The organism is Sporomusa aerivorans (assembly GCF_041428895.1).
GTDB lineage: Bacteria > Bacillota > Negativicutes > Sporomusales > Sporomusaceae > Sporomusa > Sporomusa aerivorans.
In genome coordinates this window covers 2183582-2201080 of the sequence record NZ_CP156926.1, presented here as the reverse complement: position 1 = coordinate 2201080, position 17499 = coordinate 2183582, and the positions used below count along the sequence as shown (strand labels likewise).

General features: G+C 47.2%; 19 protein-coding genes and 1 pseudogene. 4 read left to right on the top strand and 16 right to left on the bottom strand.

What is annotated here, in order from left to right; all coding sequences use genetic code 11:
* Positions 1-59: 59 nt before the first annotated feature.
* The 3 genes from pdaB to SATMO3_RS10090 form a co-directional block, all read right to left on the bottom strand.
* On the bottom strand, positions 60-800 hold the full coding sequence (gene pdaB / locus SATMO3_RS10100) for a polysaccharide deacetylase family sporulation protein PdaB (RefSeq protein WP_371380566.1): 741 nt from the start codon (positions 798-800) through the stop codon (positions 60-62).
* Positions 801-857: 57 nt separating this feature from the next.
* Positions 858-1397: a hypothetical protein gene (locus tag SATMO3_RS10095; protein ID WP_371380564.1), complete on the bottom strand. Its 540-nt coding sequence runs from the start codon at positions 1395-1397 to the stop codon at positions 858-860.
* 290 nt (positions 1398-1687) lie between these two features.
* On the bottom strand, positions 1688-2536 hold the full coding sequence (locus SATMO3_RS10090; RefSeq protein WP_371380563.1) for a methyl-accepting chemotaxis protein: 849 nt from the start codon (positions 2534-2536) through the stop codon (positions 1688-1690).
* 168 nt (positions 2537-2704) lie between these two features.
* Between SATMO3_RS10090 and SATMO3_RS10085 the strand changes: the two genes are divergently transcribed.
* A complete protein-coding gene (locus tag SATMO3_RS10085; RefSeq protein ID WP_371380561.1) occupies positions 2705-2878 on the top strand; it encodes a hypothetical protein in 174 nt (57 codons plus the stop codon).
* Positions 2879-3224: 346 nt separating this feature from the next.
* Here SATMO3_RS10085 and SATMO3_RS10080 read toward each other — a convergent pair whose 3' ends face one another.
* The 3 genes from SATMO3_RS10080 to SATMO3_RS10070 form a co-directional block, all read right to left on the bottom strand.
* Entirely contained in the window at positions 3225-3470 is a 246-nt protein-coding gene (locus tag SATMO3_RS10080) for a hypothetical protein (protein ID WP_371380560.1), read from the bottom strand.
* Between the two features lie 616 nt (positions 3471-4086).
* On the bottom strand, positions 4087-4377 hold the full coding sequence (locus tag SATMO3_RS10075) for a hypothetical protein (RefSeq protein WP_371380558.1): 291 nt from the start codon (positions 4375-4377) through the stop codon (positions 4087-4089).
* Between the two features lie 350 nt (positions 4378-4727).
* Complete coding sequence (locus SATMO3_RS10070) at positions 4728-4907, bottom strand: BhlA/UviB family holin-like peptide (protein ID WP_371380556.1); 180 nt, start codon at positions 4905-4907, stop codon at positions 4728-4730.
* Positions 4908-4948: 41 nt separating this feature from the next.
* Between SATMO3_RS10070 and SATMO3_RS10065 the strand changes: the two are divergent.
* Positions 4949-5110 (top strand): annotated as a pseudogene (locus SATMO3_RS10065) (site-specific integrase); the annotation flags it as partial.
* A gap of 140 nt (positions 5111-5250) precedes the next feature.
* Here SATMO3_RS10065 and groL read toward each other — a convergent pair.
* The 5 genes from groL to tsaD form a co-directional block, all read right to left on the bottom strand.
* Positions 5251-6897 (bottom strand): chaperonin GroEL, encoded by a 1647-nt coding sequence (gene groL, locus SATMO3_RS10060; protein WP_371380555.1) that lies wholly within the window; start codon positions 6895-6897, stop codon positions 5251-5253.
* A gap of 39 nt (positions 6898-6936) precedes the next feature.
* Complete coding sequence (groES, locus tag SATMO3_RS10055; RefSeq protein ID WP_371380554.1) at positions 6937-7221, bottom strand: co-chaperone GroES; 285 nt, start codon at positions 7219-7221, stop codon at positions 6937-6939.
* Positions 7222-7431: 210 nt separating this feature from the next.
* Positions 7432-8013, bottom strand: coding sequence for an ANTAR domain-containing response regulator (locus SATMO3_RS10050; RefSeq protein ID WP_371380552.1), 582 nt, complete (start codon positions 8011-8013; stop codon positions 7432-7434).
* Position 8014: 1 nt separating this feature from the next.
* On the bottom strand, positions 8015-9460 hold the full coding sequence (locus tag SATMO3_RS10045) for a sensor histidine kinase (protein ID WP_371380550.1): 1446 nt from the start codon (positions 9458-9460) through the stop codon (positions 8015-8017).
* 282 nt (positions 9461-9742) lie between these two features.
* On the bottom strand, positions 9743-10765 hold the full coding sequence (gene tsaD, locus SATMO3_RS10040; protein ID WP_371380548.1) for a tRNA (adenosine(37)-N6)-threonylcarbamoyltransferase complex transferase subunit TsaD: 1023 nt from the start codon (positions 10763-10765) through the stop codon (positions 9743-9745).
* A 124-nt stretch (positions 10766-10889) separates the two neighbouring features.
* Here tsaD and SATMO3_RS10035 point away from each other — a divergent pair, with 124 nt between their 5' ends.
* Positions 10890-11090, top strand: coding sequence for an alpha/beta-type small acid-soluble spore protein (locus SATMO3_RS10035; protein WP_075754166.1), 201 nt, complete (start codon positions 10890-10892; stop codon positions 11088-11090).
* A 214-nt stretch (positions 11091-11304) separates the two neighbouring features.
* Here the strand turns inward: SATMO3_RS10035 and rimI are convergent, their stop codons facing one another.
* Genes rimI through thiL form a run of 3 tightly spaced genes read right to left on the bottom strand, consistent with a single transcriptional unit; the run spans position 11305 to position 13932 of the window.
* On the bottom strand, positions 11305-11754 hold the full coding sequence (rimI, locus tag SATMO3_RS10030; RefSeq protein WP_371380546.1) for a ribosomal protein S18-alanine N-acetyltransferase: 450 nt from the start codon (positions 11752-11754) through the stop codon (positions 11305-11307).
* Entirely contained in the window at positions 11754-12446 is a 693-nt protein-coding gene (gene tsaB / locus SATMO3_RS10025) for a tRNA (adenosine(37)-N6)-threonylcarbamoyltransferase complex dimerization subunit type 1 TsaB (protein WP_371380545.1), read from the bottom strand. Before tsaB ends, rimI begins: the two co-directional genes overlap by 1 nt.
* Entirely contained in the window at positions 12427-13932 is a 1506-nt protein-coding gene (gene thiL, locus SATMO3_RS10020; protein ID WP_371380543.1) for a thiamine-phosphate kinase, read from the bottom strand. Before thiL ends, tsaB begins: the two co-directional genes overlap by 20 nt.
* A 175-nt stretch (positions 13933-14107) precedes the next feature.
* On the opposite strand from thiL, the gene SATMO3_RS10015 reads away from it, so the two are divergent.
* Positions 14108-15673: a sigma 54-interacting transcriptional regulator gene (locus SATMO3_RS10015; protein ID WP_371380541.1), complete on the top strand. Its 1566-nt coding sequence runs from the start codon at positions 14108-14110 to the stop codon at positions 15671-15673.
* A 45-nt stretch (positions 15674-15718) separates the two neighbouring features.
* Here the strand turns inward: SATMO3_RS10015 and SATMO3_RS10010 are convergent, their stop codons facing one another.
* Positions 15719-16300: a GerMN domain-containing protein gene (locus tag SATMO3_RS10010; RefSeq protein WP_371380540.1), complete on the bottom strand. Its 582-nt coding sequence runs from the start codon at positions 16298-16300 to the stop codon at positions 15719-15721.
* 13 nt (positions 16301-16313) lie between these two features.
* Complete coding sequence (locus SATMO3_RS10005) at positions 16314-17453, bottom strand: N-acetylmuramoyl-L-alanine amidase (protein WP_371380538.1); 1140 nt, start codon at positions 17451-17453, stop codon at positions 16314-16316.
* Between the last annotated feature and the right edge of the window lie 46 nt (positions 17454-17499).

Sequence of the window (17499 nt, the reverse complement as noted above, 5' to 3'; positions counted from 1 at the left end):
ATTTGTCCTCACCGGTCTTCATTGAATCAGGAGAACGAGTCGTGGCAATTCCAGCCTTTCTAATGTCGCTGTATACCCTTTTCACTGCATTTTTCCAGTAACTCTCCCACCGTTACAAAAGTATACCCCTCAGCTTTGATCTTCTCAATGAGAATAGGTAACGCGTCAGCTGTCTGTACCGGGGTATCGGAGGCATGCATAAGAATAATGGCTCCCGGTTTAAGGCGTTTCATGACCCGATCGACAATAACATCCCGCCCGGGATTTTTCCAGTCCAGAGAGTCCACATTCCAGATAATAGTCTTATAGCCAAGTTCATCGGTAACCTGCAGCGATTTCTGGCTGTAATGACCGTTGGGCGGCCGGAGCAACCGTGGTTCAACACCTGTTACCTCTTTAATCTGCTCATGCGCCTTGCTAATGTCTTCTTTTACCCATTCCGGCGACATGTCACCGTAGTTTTCATGACGGTACCCGTGGCTGGCAATTTCGTGCCCGTCTTGTACCATCCGCTGAGCCACCTCAGGAAACTTCTTAGACCAGGGCCCCATAATGAAAAAGGTACACTTAATATTATTCGTTTTCAATGTATCTAAGATCGGCGGAGTATATTTGTTGCCCCAGGAATGATCAAACGTGAGCGCTACTACTTTCTGCTCAGTTCGAGTCCCCGCAATAGCAATCGGTCCGCCAGAAATTACATCAGCCACTTGTACATACAGGGCCGATATGGCGAACAGGCCGATAATACTATAAAAAATATTCCGGTGATCAAACAGGCGACGCAAGCTGATAATCATATATTTCCCTCCTTCCGCAGCTACAGTAGTATGTATGCGTAAGAAGGAACGTTTATGCTACCGGTCTTGCCACTTTACGTATGGGTATTTTTCCATACAAAAGAGTATCAGTTTGTCAGATACAGTATAGGCCAAACGCAACGTGATAACAACCGTTGCAGCCGTTATCCACCATAGCCATTCACTGTGCCTTATATGACTGGGAATAAGCAAGCCGGCTGCCGCCATAACAAAAATAAACATGCTGCCGAGGGGAATAGCTGTTTGAATCACGCCAAAGCCAAGACGGGTATAAAGCAATGTGTTGAATGTCTCTTTGCGCTCTGTAAACAATGTCATACAGTTATGAAAATGTTTATCTACCCATTCTTCTTCCTGGCCAGTAACTATGAGCTTACCCCCTAGCGGAACATAATTTTTCAGTGACAATGCCATAGTTCCCTTGCCCTCCACTTCTACGGTCAGCGACAATTGATCAATGCGCGGCAGTGACCGCGCCATTTGAATCAAATCTTGCCAATCGCTGACAGTCTGGGTGGGATGCTCTTCCAGCTTGCCTAAAGGATCGCTGCTGTGCCCCACTTCAGCGTGCCACAAAAACTCACCATCCTTGGAAAAGACATCCCAAAGCCTGGTAAAAAACCGTTCATCCAGAGTGCATGCCGGTATGCGGCTTTGTTCAATATGCTTGTATTCCAGATCAATACCCCCTTAACCTGTAAATGAGTTTTCTCTCTTAGTATGTCAATTTATAAAAAAAACACGGCTTGTGCCAAGCCTCTGATGAAAACAGAAGCCGATCTTTTATTTATTCAGGCGAAAGTATAATTCTAGGAGGATAAGAAATCCCCTTCACAGGGAAGGGGATAACATAAACTTGGCACTACTTATTTATAACGGGCTACATATTTTTCCAGCAGTTTGGCACTGGCATTAATCCGCTCCAATACAGCGGTTATTTCCTGTGTGGTTGCGGCTTGTTCCTGGCTGATTGCCCCTGTCGCCTCAATCGATTTATTCAGTTCAGTAACGGCACCATTCATTTCCTGTAGTGTACTCTGGATTTTTTTTGTGGCCTCCTGAGATTGATCGGCAAGTTTTCTTACTTCTTCGGCGACAACCGCAAATCCCCGGCCGTGCTCACCCGCTCTGGCTGCTTCAATAGCCGCATTTAAGCCCAGTAAGTTCGTCTGGGCAGCTATATTTTTGATAAAATCCAGAACTTCGGCTGTATGCTTGTTTTTTTCCGCCAGATCTTTGGCTAGTTGCAGCACTTGTTGACTTGATGAAGCCAGTTCGCCGGCGCTTTGCGCAATCTGCCGCACACTTTCAGTCGTTTGCGCTGTTGAGCTGGCCATCTCTTCCACGTTATTCACCAATTCAAGACTATGCTCCAGATCAATACCTGAGCTCAAGGTACCTATAATTTCGCGATTAATACCATAGATAGGAGTAAATATCGTCTTTATCGTCCGCCCGTATACTTCAGGAGGAACATCTGCATAAGTAGCCTTCCCGGTGCGAATACACTCCTCAATCGTACTGATTCCTTTTATCGGTTTCCCGGCGGGGAGGTCGAGTTCAAATTCTTTTGCCCGGTGATAAGCTAGATATTCATTTAAATTAGTCAACCCAACAGCCATATCTTCTCTGACTATCTGGTTGAGGTAAGGAAGAACCAATTTAAACGCAGCCATAATCTCCTCGTTGGTCTGTAGCGCTCTTTCATCCCGCATCGGAATTCCTCCTTTTGCTATATTTGACAAGAGTTCGACACGGTTTGGCAAATCCCTCTATAACTCATCCTTAGCAGTAAAAATAGTGGTAATATTCGCTACTTAGCCAAAAAACTTAAAGGAATAGGTAGTTATGCTCCGACAAAACCTAAAGCAGGAGGTGACGATATGCGTAAAAAAACACCAATGGAATCCTTCACCAGTGAATATGCGATGAGCGCCGGCGACAATGCTCTGTCTCGAGAGCAAATAAATAATTCCATTGTATCCAAAGCTACCACTAACGAAATTGAATATATCAAGGCCCTGGAACAGGTGACAAAAGACCGGGCGGAAGGCTAACTGCAAAGCACCAAAAAGAGGCTTTTCAAAAGTTCAATGAACTAGTGAAAAGCCTCTACTCTTTTGGATTATAACCTGTGAGCAATTGGGTGCTGCGCGACTCGCAAAATTCCTTAACTAAGGAATTCTCAAGGAGTCTTACATCATGCCGCCCATTCTCTGGGCCACCTGTCATATGTTTATATTTAAATAAAAACATACCCTCCGGTCCCGGGGTTAGGCAACACTTTAATTGTAATATCTATAATCCTAAACAGATAATAAAAATAGTTACGTGCCCAAATTTGTGACCAAGATCGAAAAAAATAGCTTCATTAATATATAGGAGTGCGGGCTAGAGGCTTTCTCACTGCTCCAAGAACCACTTCCTATCGACGTCATCATAAAAGAGCTTAACCTCCCGATTCAATACCCGGCATATGTACCGCATCCCCCATTCACCCGCTTTGAGCGATGCCGCCACGCGTACGTCAAGTACCTTGTCAACCTCGTATCTACGCCCGTCTGTCCAATGTAGGCAGAGAGGTTTTATTTTTCCGTCTTTATCATGGTAAGCGGTTACACCGACAGGTATCTTATGTTTGTTTTCCATTCCGCACCTCGTAATAGAACATCTGTTTGTCCATAGCACAGAACGCACGTTCGAAAATTACAAGCGGCAATAAACGGAAAATAAAAAAGGACCCGGCACTAGGTAGCCGGGAAAAACTAGGTAATGTATGGTTTTATTATGGGGTTGTTCTTATTATATTGGGCCGACATTTGAATTGCCTTTAAATAAAACCGCACCCCGGAGGATGCGGCAAAGTACAAATTCAAAAACGATTTCTAAACTGTTCCGAAATTATAAAATTCAGGTATGTATGGCTCTTTTCTAGCAATATACATTAATTCATCATAGCAAGACTTAATGAAAGAATTGGATATAACTTCAGGATAATTTTAAGTATCTATGTATTCCCCATCATATATTATTCAAATACTCAGCAATTACGTTACTTAAATACCCTAATATATTTAAAATTTATCACAGGATAGCATCTTGAACGCTATGACAACTGAATTGATACGATTTTAAAGAATGTATTTAAATTATAAGATGCAATATGACCTGGTAAGCCGGTAAACCGTTTTATTTTTCTGCCCAAAATAGAAATGCCCGGCAGCCGAAGCTACCGAGCGATTCTTTATTTGTTATGCGTGTACTCTCATTGTAAAAATCTATTTATAGTATTTTCACCATTGTCTTTCTGATTGTCTTTTTGGATGTCTTTTTGTGGTACTGCTTTTGTACTTGTTTTTTTATGATGATGTTTTTCCCTGCATTCAGGCGTTACGCCATTGGCACACTTTTTCATGCAAGCGGGATCTCCACAGCACTCTTCTACTGCTGGCGGTTCTTCGACTCTGGGAGCTGCTGATGCTACAGTTGCGAATAAGCCGACCTGCATCAGTCCTAACATGGAATAAATCATAAGTTTTTTCAACATACCTTTCATCTGGAAACCTCCTTTAATTATGTATATCGAATGCACAATTTATATAATACAATCTCTTTCTTAAATTTTTTTTAAATTGCATAGGTAAATTGCACTAATCCATAAAAAAAAGCCGCCCACCTGGACGAACCCGGTACCCGATAGGAATAAAAATCCCGTCCCCGGCCATTAAAGGGCTGAGAGACGGGCTATAAATTATATGGTCCTGCCCTGATCCGCGTTATTTGCCGGACAAATGCCAATGATAAGCGCGATGTCTATTTATGTAAAGATACTCTTTCAAGATTCTTATTTGAATCATTAGGCTTAGCAAAGTAATACATATAATGTCTCTCATGGACAACAGGCTGTTATTTTACATGATTCAATGTCTCAGTCTGTTTTGCCAACGTACCATCGATAATCCCTGTGAGCCGTTCCTCACGTTTCCCACTGTCCCTCATAACATAAATAACTAACACTATGGCCAACAGCGCCCATGCACTATTTGGGCTAGCCATTATCTCTTTATATGGCAAAAATTGTTCCATACCCCACCCCCAAATGAAAATAACGCCCTAAGTATCTTGAAAAAGAGCAGCTTGCCTTGTTTCTCAAAAACGCTCAGAACAGAGGTTTAGAGGACGACTACGCGCTTTTTGTTGTTTTAGCTTACACTGCCAGAGTGGGTGAAATGTGCGCCTTAAAATGGTCAGACATTGATTTCGATGCGCACATGATCACCATCACCTAGACATGAAAAAAGAGGCGCCAAGAAGTTTGATAACCTCATGGACAACCTCTAATTTTTTTAATCGTTTTCGGTACTAAAATGGTACTATTTGCGGTTTGGCATATGTCGGAGCCGCGTATTTAAACGGCTCGCGGCACTTACTACATCATGCCGCCCATGCCGCCCATACCGCCCATGCCACCCATACCGCCCATACCAGCAGCAGCGCCGGCGTCTTTCTCAGGCTTATCAGCAACAAGGGTTTCGGTAGTCAGCACCATAGCTGCAATGCTGGCAGCATTTTGCAGTGCGGAGCGGGTAACTTTAGCCGGGTCAACGATACCGGCTGCAATCATGTCAACATACTCTTCAGTCAGAGCGTTGAAACCTTGGCCTTTGCCGGCTTTCTTAACGTTTTCTACGACAACGGAGCCTTCCAGACCGGCATTGTCAGCAATTTGACGAACTGGTTCTTCAATGGCGCGTTTTACGATTTGAACACCGGTTTGTTCGTCACCGGCAAGTTTCAGGCTTTCCAGGCTGGCTTGAATATCGATGAAAGTAGTACCGCCGCCGGCGACAATACCTTCTTCAACAGCAGCGCGGGTTGCATTTAAAGCGTCTTCAATGCGCAGCTTTTTCTCTTTGAGTTCAACTTCGGTAGCCGCGCCAACTTGGATAACGGCAACGCCGCCAGCGAGTTTAGCCAAGCGCTCTTGCAGTTTTTCTTTATCGAAATCGGAAGTGGTTTCTTCGATTTGAGCGCGAATTTGGTTAACGCGTTTTTTGATTTCATCGGCTGCACCGCTGCCGTCAACAACAGTGGTTTCTTCTTTGGAAACGCGGATCTGACGGGCACGACCGAGATCTTCCATAGTTACGCTGTCAAGTTTGCGGCCCAGTTCTTCGGTAATAACAGCACCGCCGGTAATGATAGCGATATCTTCCAGCATAGCTTTTCTGCGGTCGCCAAAGCCAGGAGCTTTTACGGCAACGGCGCGGAAGGTGCCACGGAGTTTATTTACAACCAAGGTAGCCAGAGCTTCGCCTTCTACGTCTTCAGCAATGATCAGTAGTTCTTTACCTTGTTGAACTACTTTTTCAAGTACAGGCAGCAAATCGGCGATAGCGCCAATTTTACGGTCGGTAATTAAAACATAAGGATCGTTCAGCACAGCTTCCATTTTGTCAGGGTCAGTAATCATGTACGGCGAGATGTAGCCGCGGTCAAACTGCATACCTTCAACAACATCCAGGTCGGTACCCATAGTCTTGGATTCTTCAACAGTGATAACACCGTCTTTGCCGACTTTCTCCATAGCTTCAGCAATCAGTGTGCCGATTTCTTCGTCAGCAGCCGAAATGGAAGCGACCTGAGCAATAGCGTCTTTGGTTTCCACTTTTTTGGCGCTTTTCTTAATTTCATCGACAAGTACGTTAACAGCTTGCTGGATGCCTTTTTTGATGATCATCGGATTGGCCCCGGCAGCTACGTTTTTCATGCCTTCGCGAATCATAGCCTGAGCTAATAGGGTAGCTGTAGTGGTACCGTCACCGGCAACATCATTGGTTTTGGTAGCAACTTCTTTAACAAGCTGCGCACCCATATTTTCAAACGGATCTTCCAGTTCGATATCGCGAGCGATTGTTACGCCGTCATTAGTGATGGCCGGAGCGCCGAATTTTTTGTCAAGCACTACGTTGCGGCCTTTAGGTCCTAAGGTAACTTTAACAGCATTAGCCAGCGCGTTTACACCTCTCTCGAGTGCGCGGCGTGCTTCTTCATCAAACAAAATTTGTTTAGCCATTTATGTATTACCTACCTTTCGCTTTATAATATTAGCTGATTATTCGATTACAGCCAGGATGTCTCTTTCACTGATAATGAGATATTCTTTGCCATCGAATTTGACTTCAGTTCCAGCGTACTTGGAAAAAATCACTTTGTCGCCAGACTTAACATCCAAGGCAACTTTTTGGCCATTTTCCAATGTTTTGCCTGAACCAACGGCCACAACTTTACCTTCTTGCGGCTTCTCCTTGACTGTGTCCGGAAGAACAATCCCGCTCTTAGTAACTTCCTCCTTTGCCAAAGCTTCAATCACAACTCTGTCGCCCAATGGCTTAATCATGTAAAGAACCTCCCTTTATGGTGTGTTTAATATTTTAGCTTTTTTGTTAGCACTCGCTTAAGTTGAGTGCTAATTCCATAATTTATAATATAAAATTCGCTTAAAAAAATCAAGTGCATTTACGCAAAAATACGTATTTTTTTTAAAAAAAGCAAGAAATTTTTCAGGGCAGAGACATCCAGTCCTCTGCCCTGAAAGAAAATCGCCTATTTATCTTTTGCGTGTCGCAGATTCCACAATAGCGGCCGCCACATCCCGGATCGATTTACGTTTGCTCATACTGTACTGCTGAATGCGACGATAGGCTTCGCTTTCGGTCAAACTGTAGGCATCCATCAGAATGCCTTTGGCCCGGTCAAGGACTTTTCTGGTTTCCAGTGAATTCTTTACTTCTTCCAGTTCACGTTCCAGTTCGGCGAATTCCTGGAACCGCGATAAGGCAATTTCCATTGCCGGAAACAAATTCGCTTCTTTGACAGGCTTGACTAAGTAGGCTAAAACACCGGAGTCTTTGGCTTTTTCCACAATCTCTTTCTGACTGAAAGCAGTTAAAAGCAACACTGGCGAGAGTTTTTCGTTAGAAATAATTTTGGCCGCTGTAATACCATCCATCTCCGGCATTTTGATGTCCATAATGACAAGATCGGGCCGGTATTTGCGGGCTAATTCAACTGCCTTCAAACCGTCAGGGGCTTCCCCCACTACAGTGTGTCCGGCTTCTTCTAATAATTCTTTTAAATCCATGCGTATGATTGATTCATTATCAGCAATTACTATCCGCAAAGCGTCCATGTTATTCCTCCTTCGCCTCTTTAGCGCCTTCCATCTGCCGGGGAATGGTAATAAAAGCGTGGGTGCCGGCACGGGAAAATAGGCGGAATTTACCCCCAAGGTCGCTTTCCACCAATGTCCTTACAATTTGTAACCCCAGGCTATTGGTATTCTGGAGATTAAAATCCTTAGGGAGGCCAATACCATCATCGTAAATATCTATTTGATAGGTCTCAGGTGTTGTCGCAATGTCCACACCGATTAACCCTTCTTTGCGACCGACAAAGCCATGTTCAATGGAATTCTGAATAAGTTCATTAATAACTAATGCTAAACTGCTGGCATGTTCAGACGGTAAAATGACGGTTTGGCCATTAAGCACTGTCTCAATGTTAAAATCCGGCTCAAGCATATTTTGAATGACCAAATCCAGGATGTTTCTAGTGACTTCCGCCACATCAATAAATTCCCTGTCCTGCTGGGACAAAAATTCGTGAACAACCGATATGCTTAAAATCCGGTTGACGCTTTCCCTAAGCGCCGCTTTTACTTCCGGGGTTTTGGTGCGTCTGGCCTGCAGTCTGAGCAAACTGGCAATTGTCTGCAAATTATTCTTGACCCGGTGATGTATTTCCTGTATGACTGCCGACTTTACCAGCAGTTCTTTTTCTTTTTTTCTAAGCTCGGTAACATCGGCAATAATAAATACAGCCCGTACTGCCAGTCCGCTGGCAAAAACAGGAATTGCCCGCTGGACTAAAATCATATTGCCAGCCTCAATTTCCTTTTCCAGCGATTGACCGGAGGCAAACGCCTGCTGCGCCAGTCGCATGTTAACCTGTCTGTCAGACACCCGTCTGCCGACAACCCGGTTAATGCCTAATACTTTATAGATAGCTTCGGCAGCCGAATTCGCAAAAATCACGTATCCGCGTTCATCGATAATAACAATGCCATCCCGGGTGCCCAGCGGCCGGTACATTTTAGGGCCTAGCGGCGGGGAAACCGTCGCCATATTTAAAAGCATATTGGCTGTTTCCACCAGCATGCCGTGCCCGTCGGCAACAGCCTCCTGGTTATTGGTTTCAAAACTGGCAGCCGCTATCGTTTTGCCGTCTGAATCCACAATCGGATAAACACGCATTTCCAGCGCATCCATGCCAAGCTCCCACTCCCGCTGTCCGGCTATATTGGTACCGGAAAGCAAAGTCCTCCATACCAATGGTTCTTCACTGGATTGCACCGTACTGCCCAGGATATTGGTCTTAAACTCAATATAACTGGTGTTAGGCTTAGCCTGAGCGACAATGGCCAAAAAATTCTCGCTGCGGGCCGGCGCATACAACGTAACCTGAGCATGAGCTAAATCAGCAGCCAAACCCAATACGCTGGCCGTGTTATCAATAATTTGCATTTGGGCAGCAGTCAAAGCTGTCATTTTCCGGCATATATCGGCGGCTACACCCATATAGAAACTTCCCCCGTTCCACTAAAGCAAAACCTATAGCTGTTAATCAATCATGTATTCAACTGCAAGCTGAAAAATTCCTTGTTATCTGGTCATAAATTTACAAAGTTACAATTTCTTTCTTTATCCACAAAAAACGCCATAGTTATCCCCGGATTTATCCACATTATCCACAGCATTATACACAGGCAAACCCCAGGGCTAGTACCGAATTAACACTCCCATAACAAAACTTACCCACATTATCCACAATTGTAGTTTGTTTGGTTTTCCACATGAGTATTATCCCAATTTGAGAGCAGGAACGGCATTCAAGTTCAGATCGGCAAAATCCCCGGCCAGGAATTGATAATACGCCCGGCAGGCAATCATGGCAGCATTATCTGTACAAAGAACAGCTGGCGGATAGTATAGTGAAAGCCCTCTTTTTGCGGCCTCTGCCGTAAGCTTGTCCTGCAGTGACGAATTGGCCGCAACCCCGCCGGCCAGTACGATTTTACTTGTCCCTGTATACTCTGCGGCATCTATTGTTTTTCTAACCAGAACATCTACAACGGCAGCCTGGAAACTTGCCGCCACGTCAGGAATGCTTATTTCCTCCTTGCGCTGACCGGCGCTGTTTAAATAGTTCAACACGGCTGATTTTAAACCGCTGAAGCTAAACGCAAACCGGTTCTCGCCTTCCAGTACGTTAAAAGCACGCGGAAAGGCTATGGCTTCCGGATTGCCCTCTCTGGCCGTCTTGTCGATATGCGGTCCGCCGGGATAAGGAAAATTCATTACCCTGGCAATTTTGTCAAAGGCCTCGCCAGCTGCGTCATCCCGGGTCTGCCCCAAGAGTTCAAGGTCATTATAATCTTTGAGATGAATCAGGGAAGTATGCCCCCCGGAAACTACCAAGGCCACAAAAGGTGGTTTTAGTTCCCGGTGCGCTAAAAAGTTGGCGAAAATATGGCCCTCCAAATGGTTTACGCCTATAAGCGGTTTATTCAGAGCAAACGCCAACGTTTTGGCTGTAGCCACCCCGACAAGCAGCGCTCCTACCAAACCGGGCCCGTAGGTAACACCAATGGCATTCACATCTGCCAGCGTAGTCCCGGCTGCAGTTAAAGCCTGGTCAATGACAGGTATCACATTCTCGATATGTTTACGGGAAGCAATTTCCGGCACAACGCCGCCAAATTTTTGATGTGTGGGAATTTGTGAGGAAATAATATTGGCTAAGATTGTCCGCCCGTCAGAGACAACGGCTGCGGAAGTTTCATCACAGCTTGTTTCTAAAGCCAGCGTTACGTTTTGAGTCATAAAGGCAAACCTCCGTCTTATGTCTGCTAATTATTACATGATTTACGAATGTATTTTAATGTTGAAAGTAAGGCAAATTAAAACCAGGACAACAAGATACCGTCCGCGAAAGGAGGTGCTGAATATGGCACGCTCGAATAAACCTGTAAATCCCGGTGCCGAGAACGCTCTTGACCGCATGAAAATGGAAGTTGCTAACGAGTTAGGTATTTCCGAGCGCGTTCGTAGCCAGGGTTGGTCAACTATGACCTCGGCCGACTGCGGTCGTGTAGGTGGTCATATGGTTCGCAAAATGATCGAGCAGTATGAATCTACTCTCCAATAGATTTTAAAGTACAGGGCGGCTGCAGCCGCCCTGTACTTTTGTCCTGATAGAAAGTATAACTTTCGGCTGGATAAGGGTAACATCAGGCTTACACCTTCGTCAAAGATGCGGCACGACCTGTATTTTCGTTATCACCCTTTCACGCGCTAGTGCATATGCTATTTTACACAATCACCCTTGGAGGCTGCGAATCTATCACGTAGCCTCCTCTTTTTTATAGATTATCCAGCCACATGATGATGGCGTCTTCGTTTAGTTCGGCATAGTAGTTGGGGCGGATGCCGCGTTCGACGAAACCGCGGCGGGAGTACAGGTTACGCGCGGCTGCGTTGCTGGGCCGAACTTCCAGCGTCATGCTTGCAGCCCCAAGAACTTTGGCCGTAAGTATCATGTTTTCTAATAAGAGGGAGCCCAGGCCGCAGCCATGATATTCAGACATAAGCGCGACATTGGTGACATGGGCCTCGTCAACAATCAGCCAGAAACCGGCATAGCCCACAACCTGACCGTCAGCCACCAGCACCAGATAATGCGCCAATTCATTATTGTATACTTCTTCCTCAAAAGCGGCGCGTGACCAGGGGGTGGAAAACGCCTGCCGTTCCACTGTCAAAACTGTGTCAATGTCCCCCGGCAGCATACGCCGGATACTGAATTCGGCCATCAGCGGCACTCCCGGGCTTGTCTTCGCTCCCATAATTCTTCGGCCTCTGAACGCCTGATATATAGCGGTTCCAGTGTATTGACATCATGCCGGACTCCCTCAGCGTACAGTTGCTGGGCCAGAACGGCGACACTGCCGGCCCGGGGCATGATCACATGGGGCGGCGCGGCCTCAGGAATTTCTGCGGCATACTGCGCAGCAGCCTCTCCCAGCATCAGCACAGGACGTCCCAGTTGCGCCAACTTGGTGCGCGCTCCGGCAAACGCCACTACCTGGGGAGGTTCTATCTCCACAATAGACCGGTTCTGCCATTCGTAGATCCCTAAATAGACATTCCCCTTTTGCGCATCTAACATAGGCGCCAGAATACAGCCCGGAGCGGGGCACGAAAACGCCAGCGCGGCCAGGGTAGGCACACCGATAAGCGGAATATTAAGCGCATAAGCAAACGCTTTGGCTGTTGCCAGACCAATCCTAAGCCCGGTGAATGAGCCGGGTCCGATACTAATGGCAACGGCCTTTAGCTTGGACTGCGGCATTTCCGCCATTTCGAGCAAACTGGCGATATGCGGCATCAGCCGCTCAGAATGGGTTTTCCGGGTTTGAATCGTAAGTTCAGCAACCAGTGTATCAGGTGTGGCAATGGCCACACTGGACACAAGGGTAGCCGTATCAATCGCAAGAATGGGCAACCTGTTTCAACTCCTCACAAAGCTCTCTGTACCGCGCACCTACTGGCAAAAGCTCAAAAACCCGCCCAGTGGCAGATTCCCCTTGCTTTAATGACAGCCAAAGGTGTTTTTCCGGCAGAAACTCGGCAAATTTCTCCGGCCATTCAATAATAGCAATACCGCCGGCATCCACATAATGATCAAAGCCAATTTCAGCCAGTTCGGCCGGATGTTCTAGACGGTATAAATCAAAATGATATATTGGGAGATCCCGGCCATCGGCAGTGGTTCCCTCGTAAACATTAAGTACGGTAAAAGTCGGGCTGGCCACTTGGCCGGCAACCTTAAGCCCGGCGGTAATCCCCTGTGTCAGCAGCGTCTTGCCGGCCCCAAGATCCCCCGCCAGGCATAATACATCACCTGGTTGCAGTACACCGGCCAGAATCTCGCCAAAGGTATGCGTTCCTTCCGGCGAAGTTGTTTCAAATGACAGAGGCGGCTCTTCCGCCTCACGAAAATGATTATAACCGCGGGCCTCCAATGCTTCGGCATAGCCGGTCTTGTCCACCAGACTCACGCCCTGGCTGGCGTCAACCACCTCGCCGACTTTAGCCAGCGGCAAATCGGGGTACGCAGCCAGCAAGGCTGCAAAGTTGCTGCTTTCCATAGTAAATACCAGTTGAAAATCCTCGCCGCCGTACAAAGCATACTCAAGCACCGGTTTACGCAGCACCTGCGCCGCTTCTTTGAGTTCAGGAGCCAGCGGAATCTGCTCCGCATACACTTTTATCCCTACATTACTGGCTTTAGCTATCTCGTGAGCCTCGCTGGCCAGTCCGTCGCTAATGTCATCCATGCTGGTAGCACCGGCAGCGGCCACCAATTGGCCAAGCTTCACCTGCGGCTGCGGCGTTAAATGCGAAGTGACTAACGGCCAGGCAAAATCAAATTCTTCCCAGTCATTAACATTAAGTAACTCCAAGCCTGCCGCCGAATTTCCCAGCCAGCCGGTAACAGCTACAATATCGCCAGGCTGAGCGCCGGAACGCCGCACCAAATTAGCCGGCTCGACTTCACCGGCCACCGTTACGTTGATAACTATCCCCTGCGGGCTCGAAACGGTATCACCGCCAACAATATTAACACCATACTCCCGGCATATTTCCTTCATCCCCTTATAGAGGTTGACCACAAATTCGGCTGGCGTTGACTGGGGTAAGGCAACGGAAATTACGGCATGACGGGGTATCCCCCCCATCGCGGCAATGTCGCTTAAGTTCACGGCAATGGCTTTGTAGCCAAGCTGCCACGGTGTTGTTGTCGCTAAATCAAAATGCACTGACTCAACCAGCATATCTGTGGTAAGAAGCTGCAGTTGACGGGGGGTCGGCAACAACACGGCAGAGTCATCACCAATACCGACAACCACGCTGCCAGTATCATGAATCGTACCTTCTTTAATTAAATCAATCAGGCCAAATTCGCCCAGTTTGTTAAGTTCACTCATCGGAAACCTCACCCTCTATGGCTGCATAATGTTTCTAATAATTTCTCTTTTATGCAGGCATTTCCTGCAAGGCTAGTATACCACAACCAGAAAAAAAGTTGTATGCAACAAAGGATTTAATACCGTCAACAGCAAATTTATCTCTCAACAGCTTTAAATGCCAGGAGGTCTCCGGATGGATAACCTGCGCCTAAGAATAACCAATATCGACAGACTCGGCCTTGTCCTCGACGTTTCACAGATACTGGCCACCCGCCAGCTCAACATTATTTCCATGGAACTGGAGATCAGCACAATCTATCTGGAAATCAAGGCACTTACTCCGGCCGAAAAACAGACTCTTCTGCATGAACTTAGTTCTATCCCGCAGGTTACGGCAATATCCGAAATAAGCCTTATGCCCCACCAGGTGCGTTCCGAACAGCTTAATGCCGTATTAACCTCCATGAGTGAAGGCATTATCGGGATAGACCTGGAAAGGCGAATTACGCAATACAATCCTGCCGCCGAAAAAATTGTCCGCTTACCGGCAAAAGATGTCCTGGGCCGTCAGTTTGAAGAAATATTTCCCGCCGACAGTCCTTTGCTCGATACCTTAAAATACGGCACACTGTATAACAACCGGGAAATTGTCCTGGAACAGACCAAAAGCCACTATTTATCAAGCGGACGCCCCATTATCGACAGAATCGGCCGCATTATCGGCGCTGTGACCATTATTAAGGATATCGGTGCTGTGCGCGAACTGGTTTATACTGTGACTGGCCAGTTGCAGATAACCTTTGACGAAATTTTGTACACCAGCCAGGCGATGCAGCGGGTAGTCACTCTGGCCAAATCTATTGCCAAAGGGGAATCAACCGTACTGATCCGCGGGGAAACCGGTACAGGTAAAGAACTGATTGCCCGGGCGCTCCACGCCGCCTCTCCCCGGAGCAGCAAAATATTTGTCCCTTTAAACTGCGCCGCCATTCCGGATACCTTGCTGGAAAGTGAGCTATTCGGCTACGAAGACGGAGCATTTACCGGCGCTGTCAAGGGCGGCAAACAGGGCCTGTTTGAATTCGCCAATGGCGGAACCATCTTTTTGGATGAGATCGGGGAAATCCCCTCCCACCTGCAGGCCAAATTGCTCCGCGTATTACAGGAGGGAAAGGTACGCCGTATCGGCGGCACACGGGAACTCCCGGTTGATGTCCGCATTCTGGCGGCTACCAACCGTAACCTGGAGAACATGATTACCAACCGTATCTTCCGTGAAGACCTCTACTACCGCCTTAACGTAATTCCGCTGTTTATTCCGCCGCTCAGGGAACGGCGCGATGATATACCGCTTTTGGTACAGTTTTTCCTAAAGCGGTGTGCAGCCCGGCTCCATAAGAACGTGGACGACCTAAGCCAGACCGCCTTGGAAAAAATGTGCAACTATCATTGGCCCGGCAATATCCGCGAACTTGAGAATGTCATTGAACGCGCCGTCAATATAGTTTCCGGCGACATAATTCTGGGTGAACATATCATTTTTGACCAGGACTACACACCGCCAAGCACCTCTACCGCACCGGCCTGCAACCGTACCTTAGAGCAGATCATCAAAGAGGTTGAACGCGATGTGCTTATTAAGGCTATGAATAGCCATACTACCTCACGTCAATTGGGGGCAGTATTAGGCTTATCGCATACGGCTGTATTGAAAAAATTGCGCAAACACGGCCTGGCATTAAAACATAATGAGAACTGAGAGATAAAAGACGGCAGTTCTTCTGTTGAAGAACTGCCGTCTTTCTTATTTCTTTATAATCTGCTCTGAGCGGCTCAGCGGCTCACTGACGTCAAGATGTCCTGTAATGGTATCAATCTTTTTGCCGTCAACCATAATCTGCACCTTTTGGATATCAGGGAACTCAGTAAGAGTATTGACAATAGCTCCTACCAGCAAAATCTCACTAACCGATCCGCCGTTACCTTTTTTAATTAGCTTATCGTCAAAATCGGCGTAAGCAACGTGGTCTTTAACCGTGACATTCTTTACTTTTACCCCCGGCGGCATCACGCCTACCAGGTTGGCATTCTTAGTGCCGGCAATAAGAAGCTCAATAGCGGTGCGGGCCGGATGGCTGTTGACCGGCACTTTATGAGTTTCCGGCACAAGATACATAGCATCCTTGGTCGCATGATAAATAGTAAGCTGCATAGTTTGCCCTGCCCCCGGGGCAGTTCCCGGATTCTGAGACTGCTCCGCTGATTTAGCCGGTGTTTCGGCAGGCGTTTGGCCTGTCGCGGGAGCAGCGCTGTCACAGCCGGCTATCAGTAAGGTTACGGCCAGTACCAGAGCGGCCAGCAACCATGTAATTTTGTTACTTCGCATAGTACCCACCTCTCTAGTTTAGCTTAGAGGCCTGGTCAAAGAACCGATCCAGGCCCCGCACTATTCCTTGAGCCATTTTTTGCTGAAAATCAGGTGAGCTTAATAAGGTTTCTTCATTTTGGTTGGAGATAAAGGCTAGTTCAACAAGAGCCGCCGGCATAGCCGTCCTTTTAATCACATAAAAGTTAGCGGGATTAGCTCGCCGGTCCTGAAGATTGCCGGCTTCAAGCAGGCTTACTTGCAGAGCTTTTGCCAGCATTGGGTCATAGCGTGTTTTTTGATAGTAGTATGTAGACGTTCCTCCAGCGCTACGGTCGGAAAATGAATCGGCGTGAATACTGATAAACACATCCGCTTTGCGGCTGTTGCCCACCGTTGCCCGGGCCTTAAGCTCATCGACGGCAGTTGCATTCGGACCATATACATCCCGGTCATCCTGCCGGGTCATCACTACCCTGGCGCCTTCCTTCTCCAGTAATTTTTTTACATTCAAAGCTACGGCAAGGGTAGCTGTTTTTTCCTGATACCGGGTAGGACCAATCGCTCCCGGGTCACTTCCGCCATGGCCTGGATCGATGGCAATGACTTTGTTCTTCAGCCCGGAGGTAAAAGAAAAGTCCGGCAGCGGGACAGGTTTATTGACATCGACAACAACCCGGAATGATTTATTGGCCGCAGTATCACTCGGCAGTGTAAAAACCCGGTAATCCGTATCATCCAGCACCTGCGGCAGGTCAAAAATCACTTTAGTATCTTTACCGCTGACATTGAAGGCAACTTTGTCTACAATTTTACCGTCAAAACTAAGATTGTCGACAGATTTCCCAGGGGTTGTCTCCTTGATTGTAACCACAAGGCGCGGTGTAGGCTCTGCAACAATTACGCCGCTGGCCTCTACCGGTCCGGATACATCCATAACCAACCGCATAGTGGCGGCGCCGGTAACAGCATCAGTGTGGTTAGCCCATCTAACCTGGCGCAGCTCTGAAAAATTACTGGCGGCCAGGGTCTGTACTTTTTTTGCGCTTGCCAGCTTGGGCATGGCAATTGCCGCCTTAGCTCCCGGTACAGGCGGAGGAGCAGGAGCAGCTTGTACAGTTGTCCAGGTTGTCATAAGCATAACAAGCAGACAAAACAAAAACAACTTTCGCATAAAGGCACCTCCAGACAGCGAAGTGTCCTTTACCTATTCGAGTTTC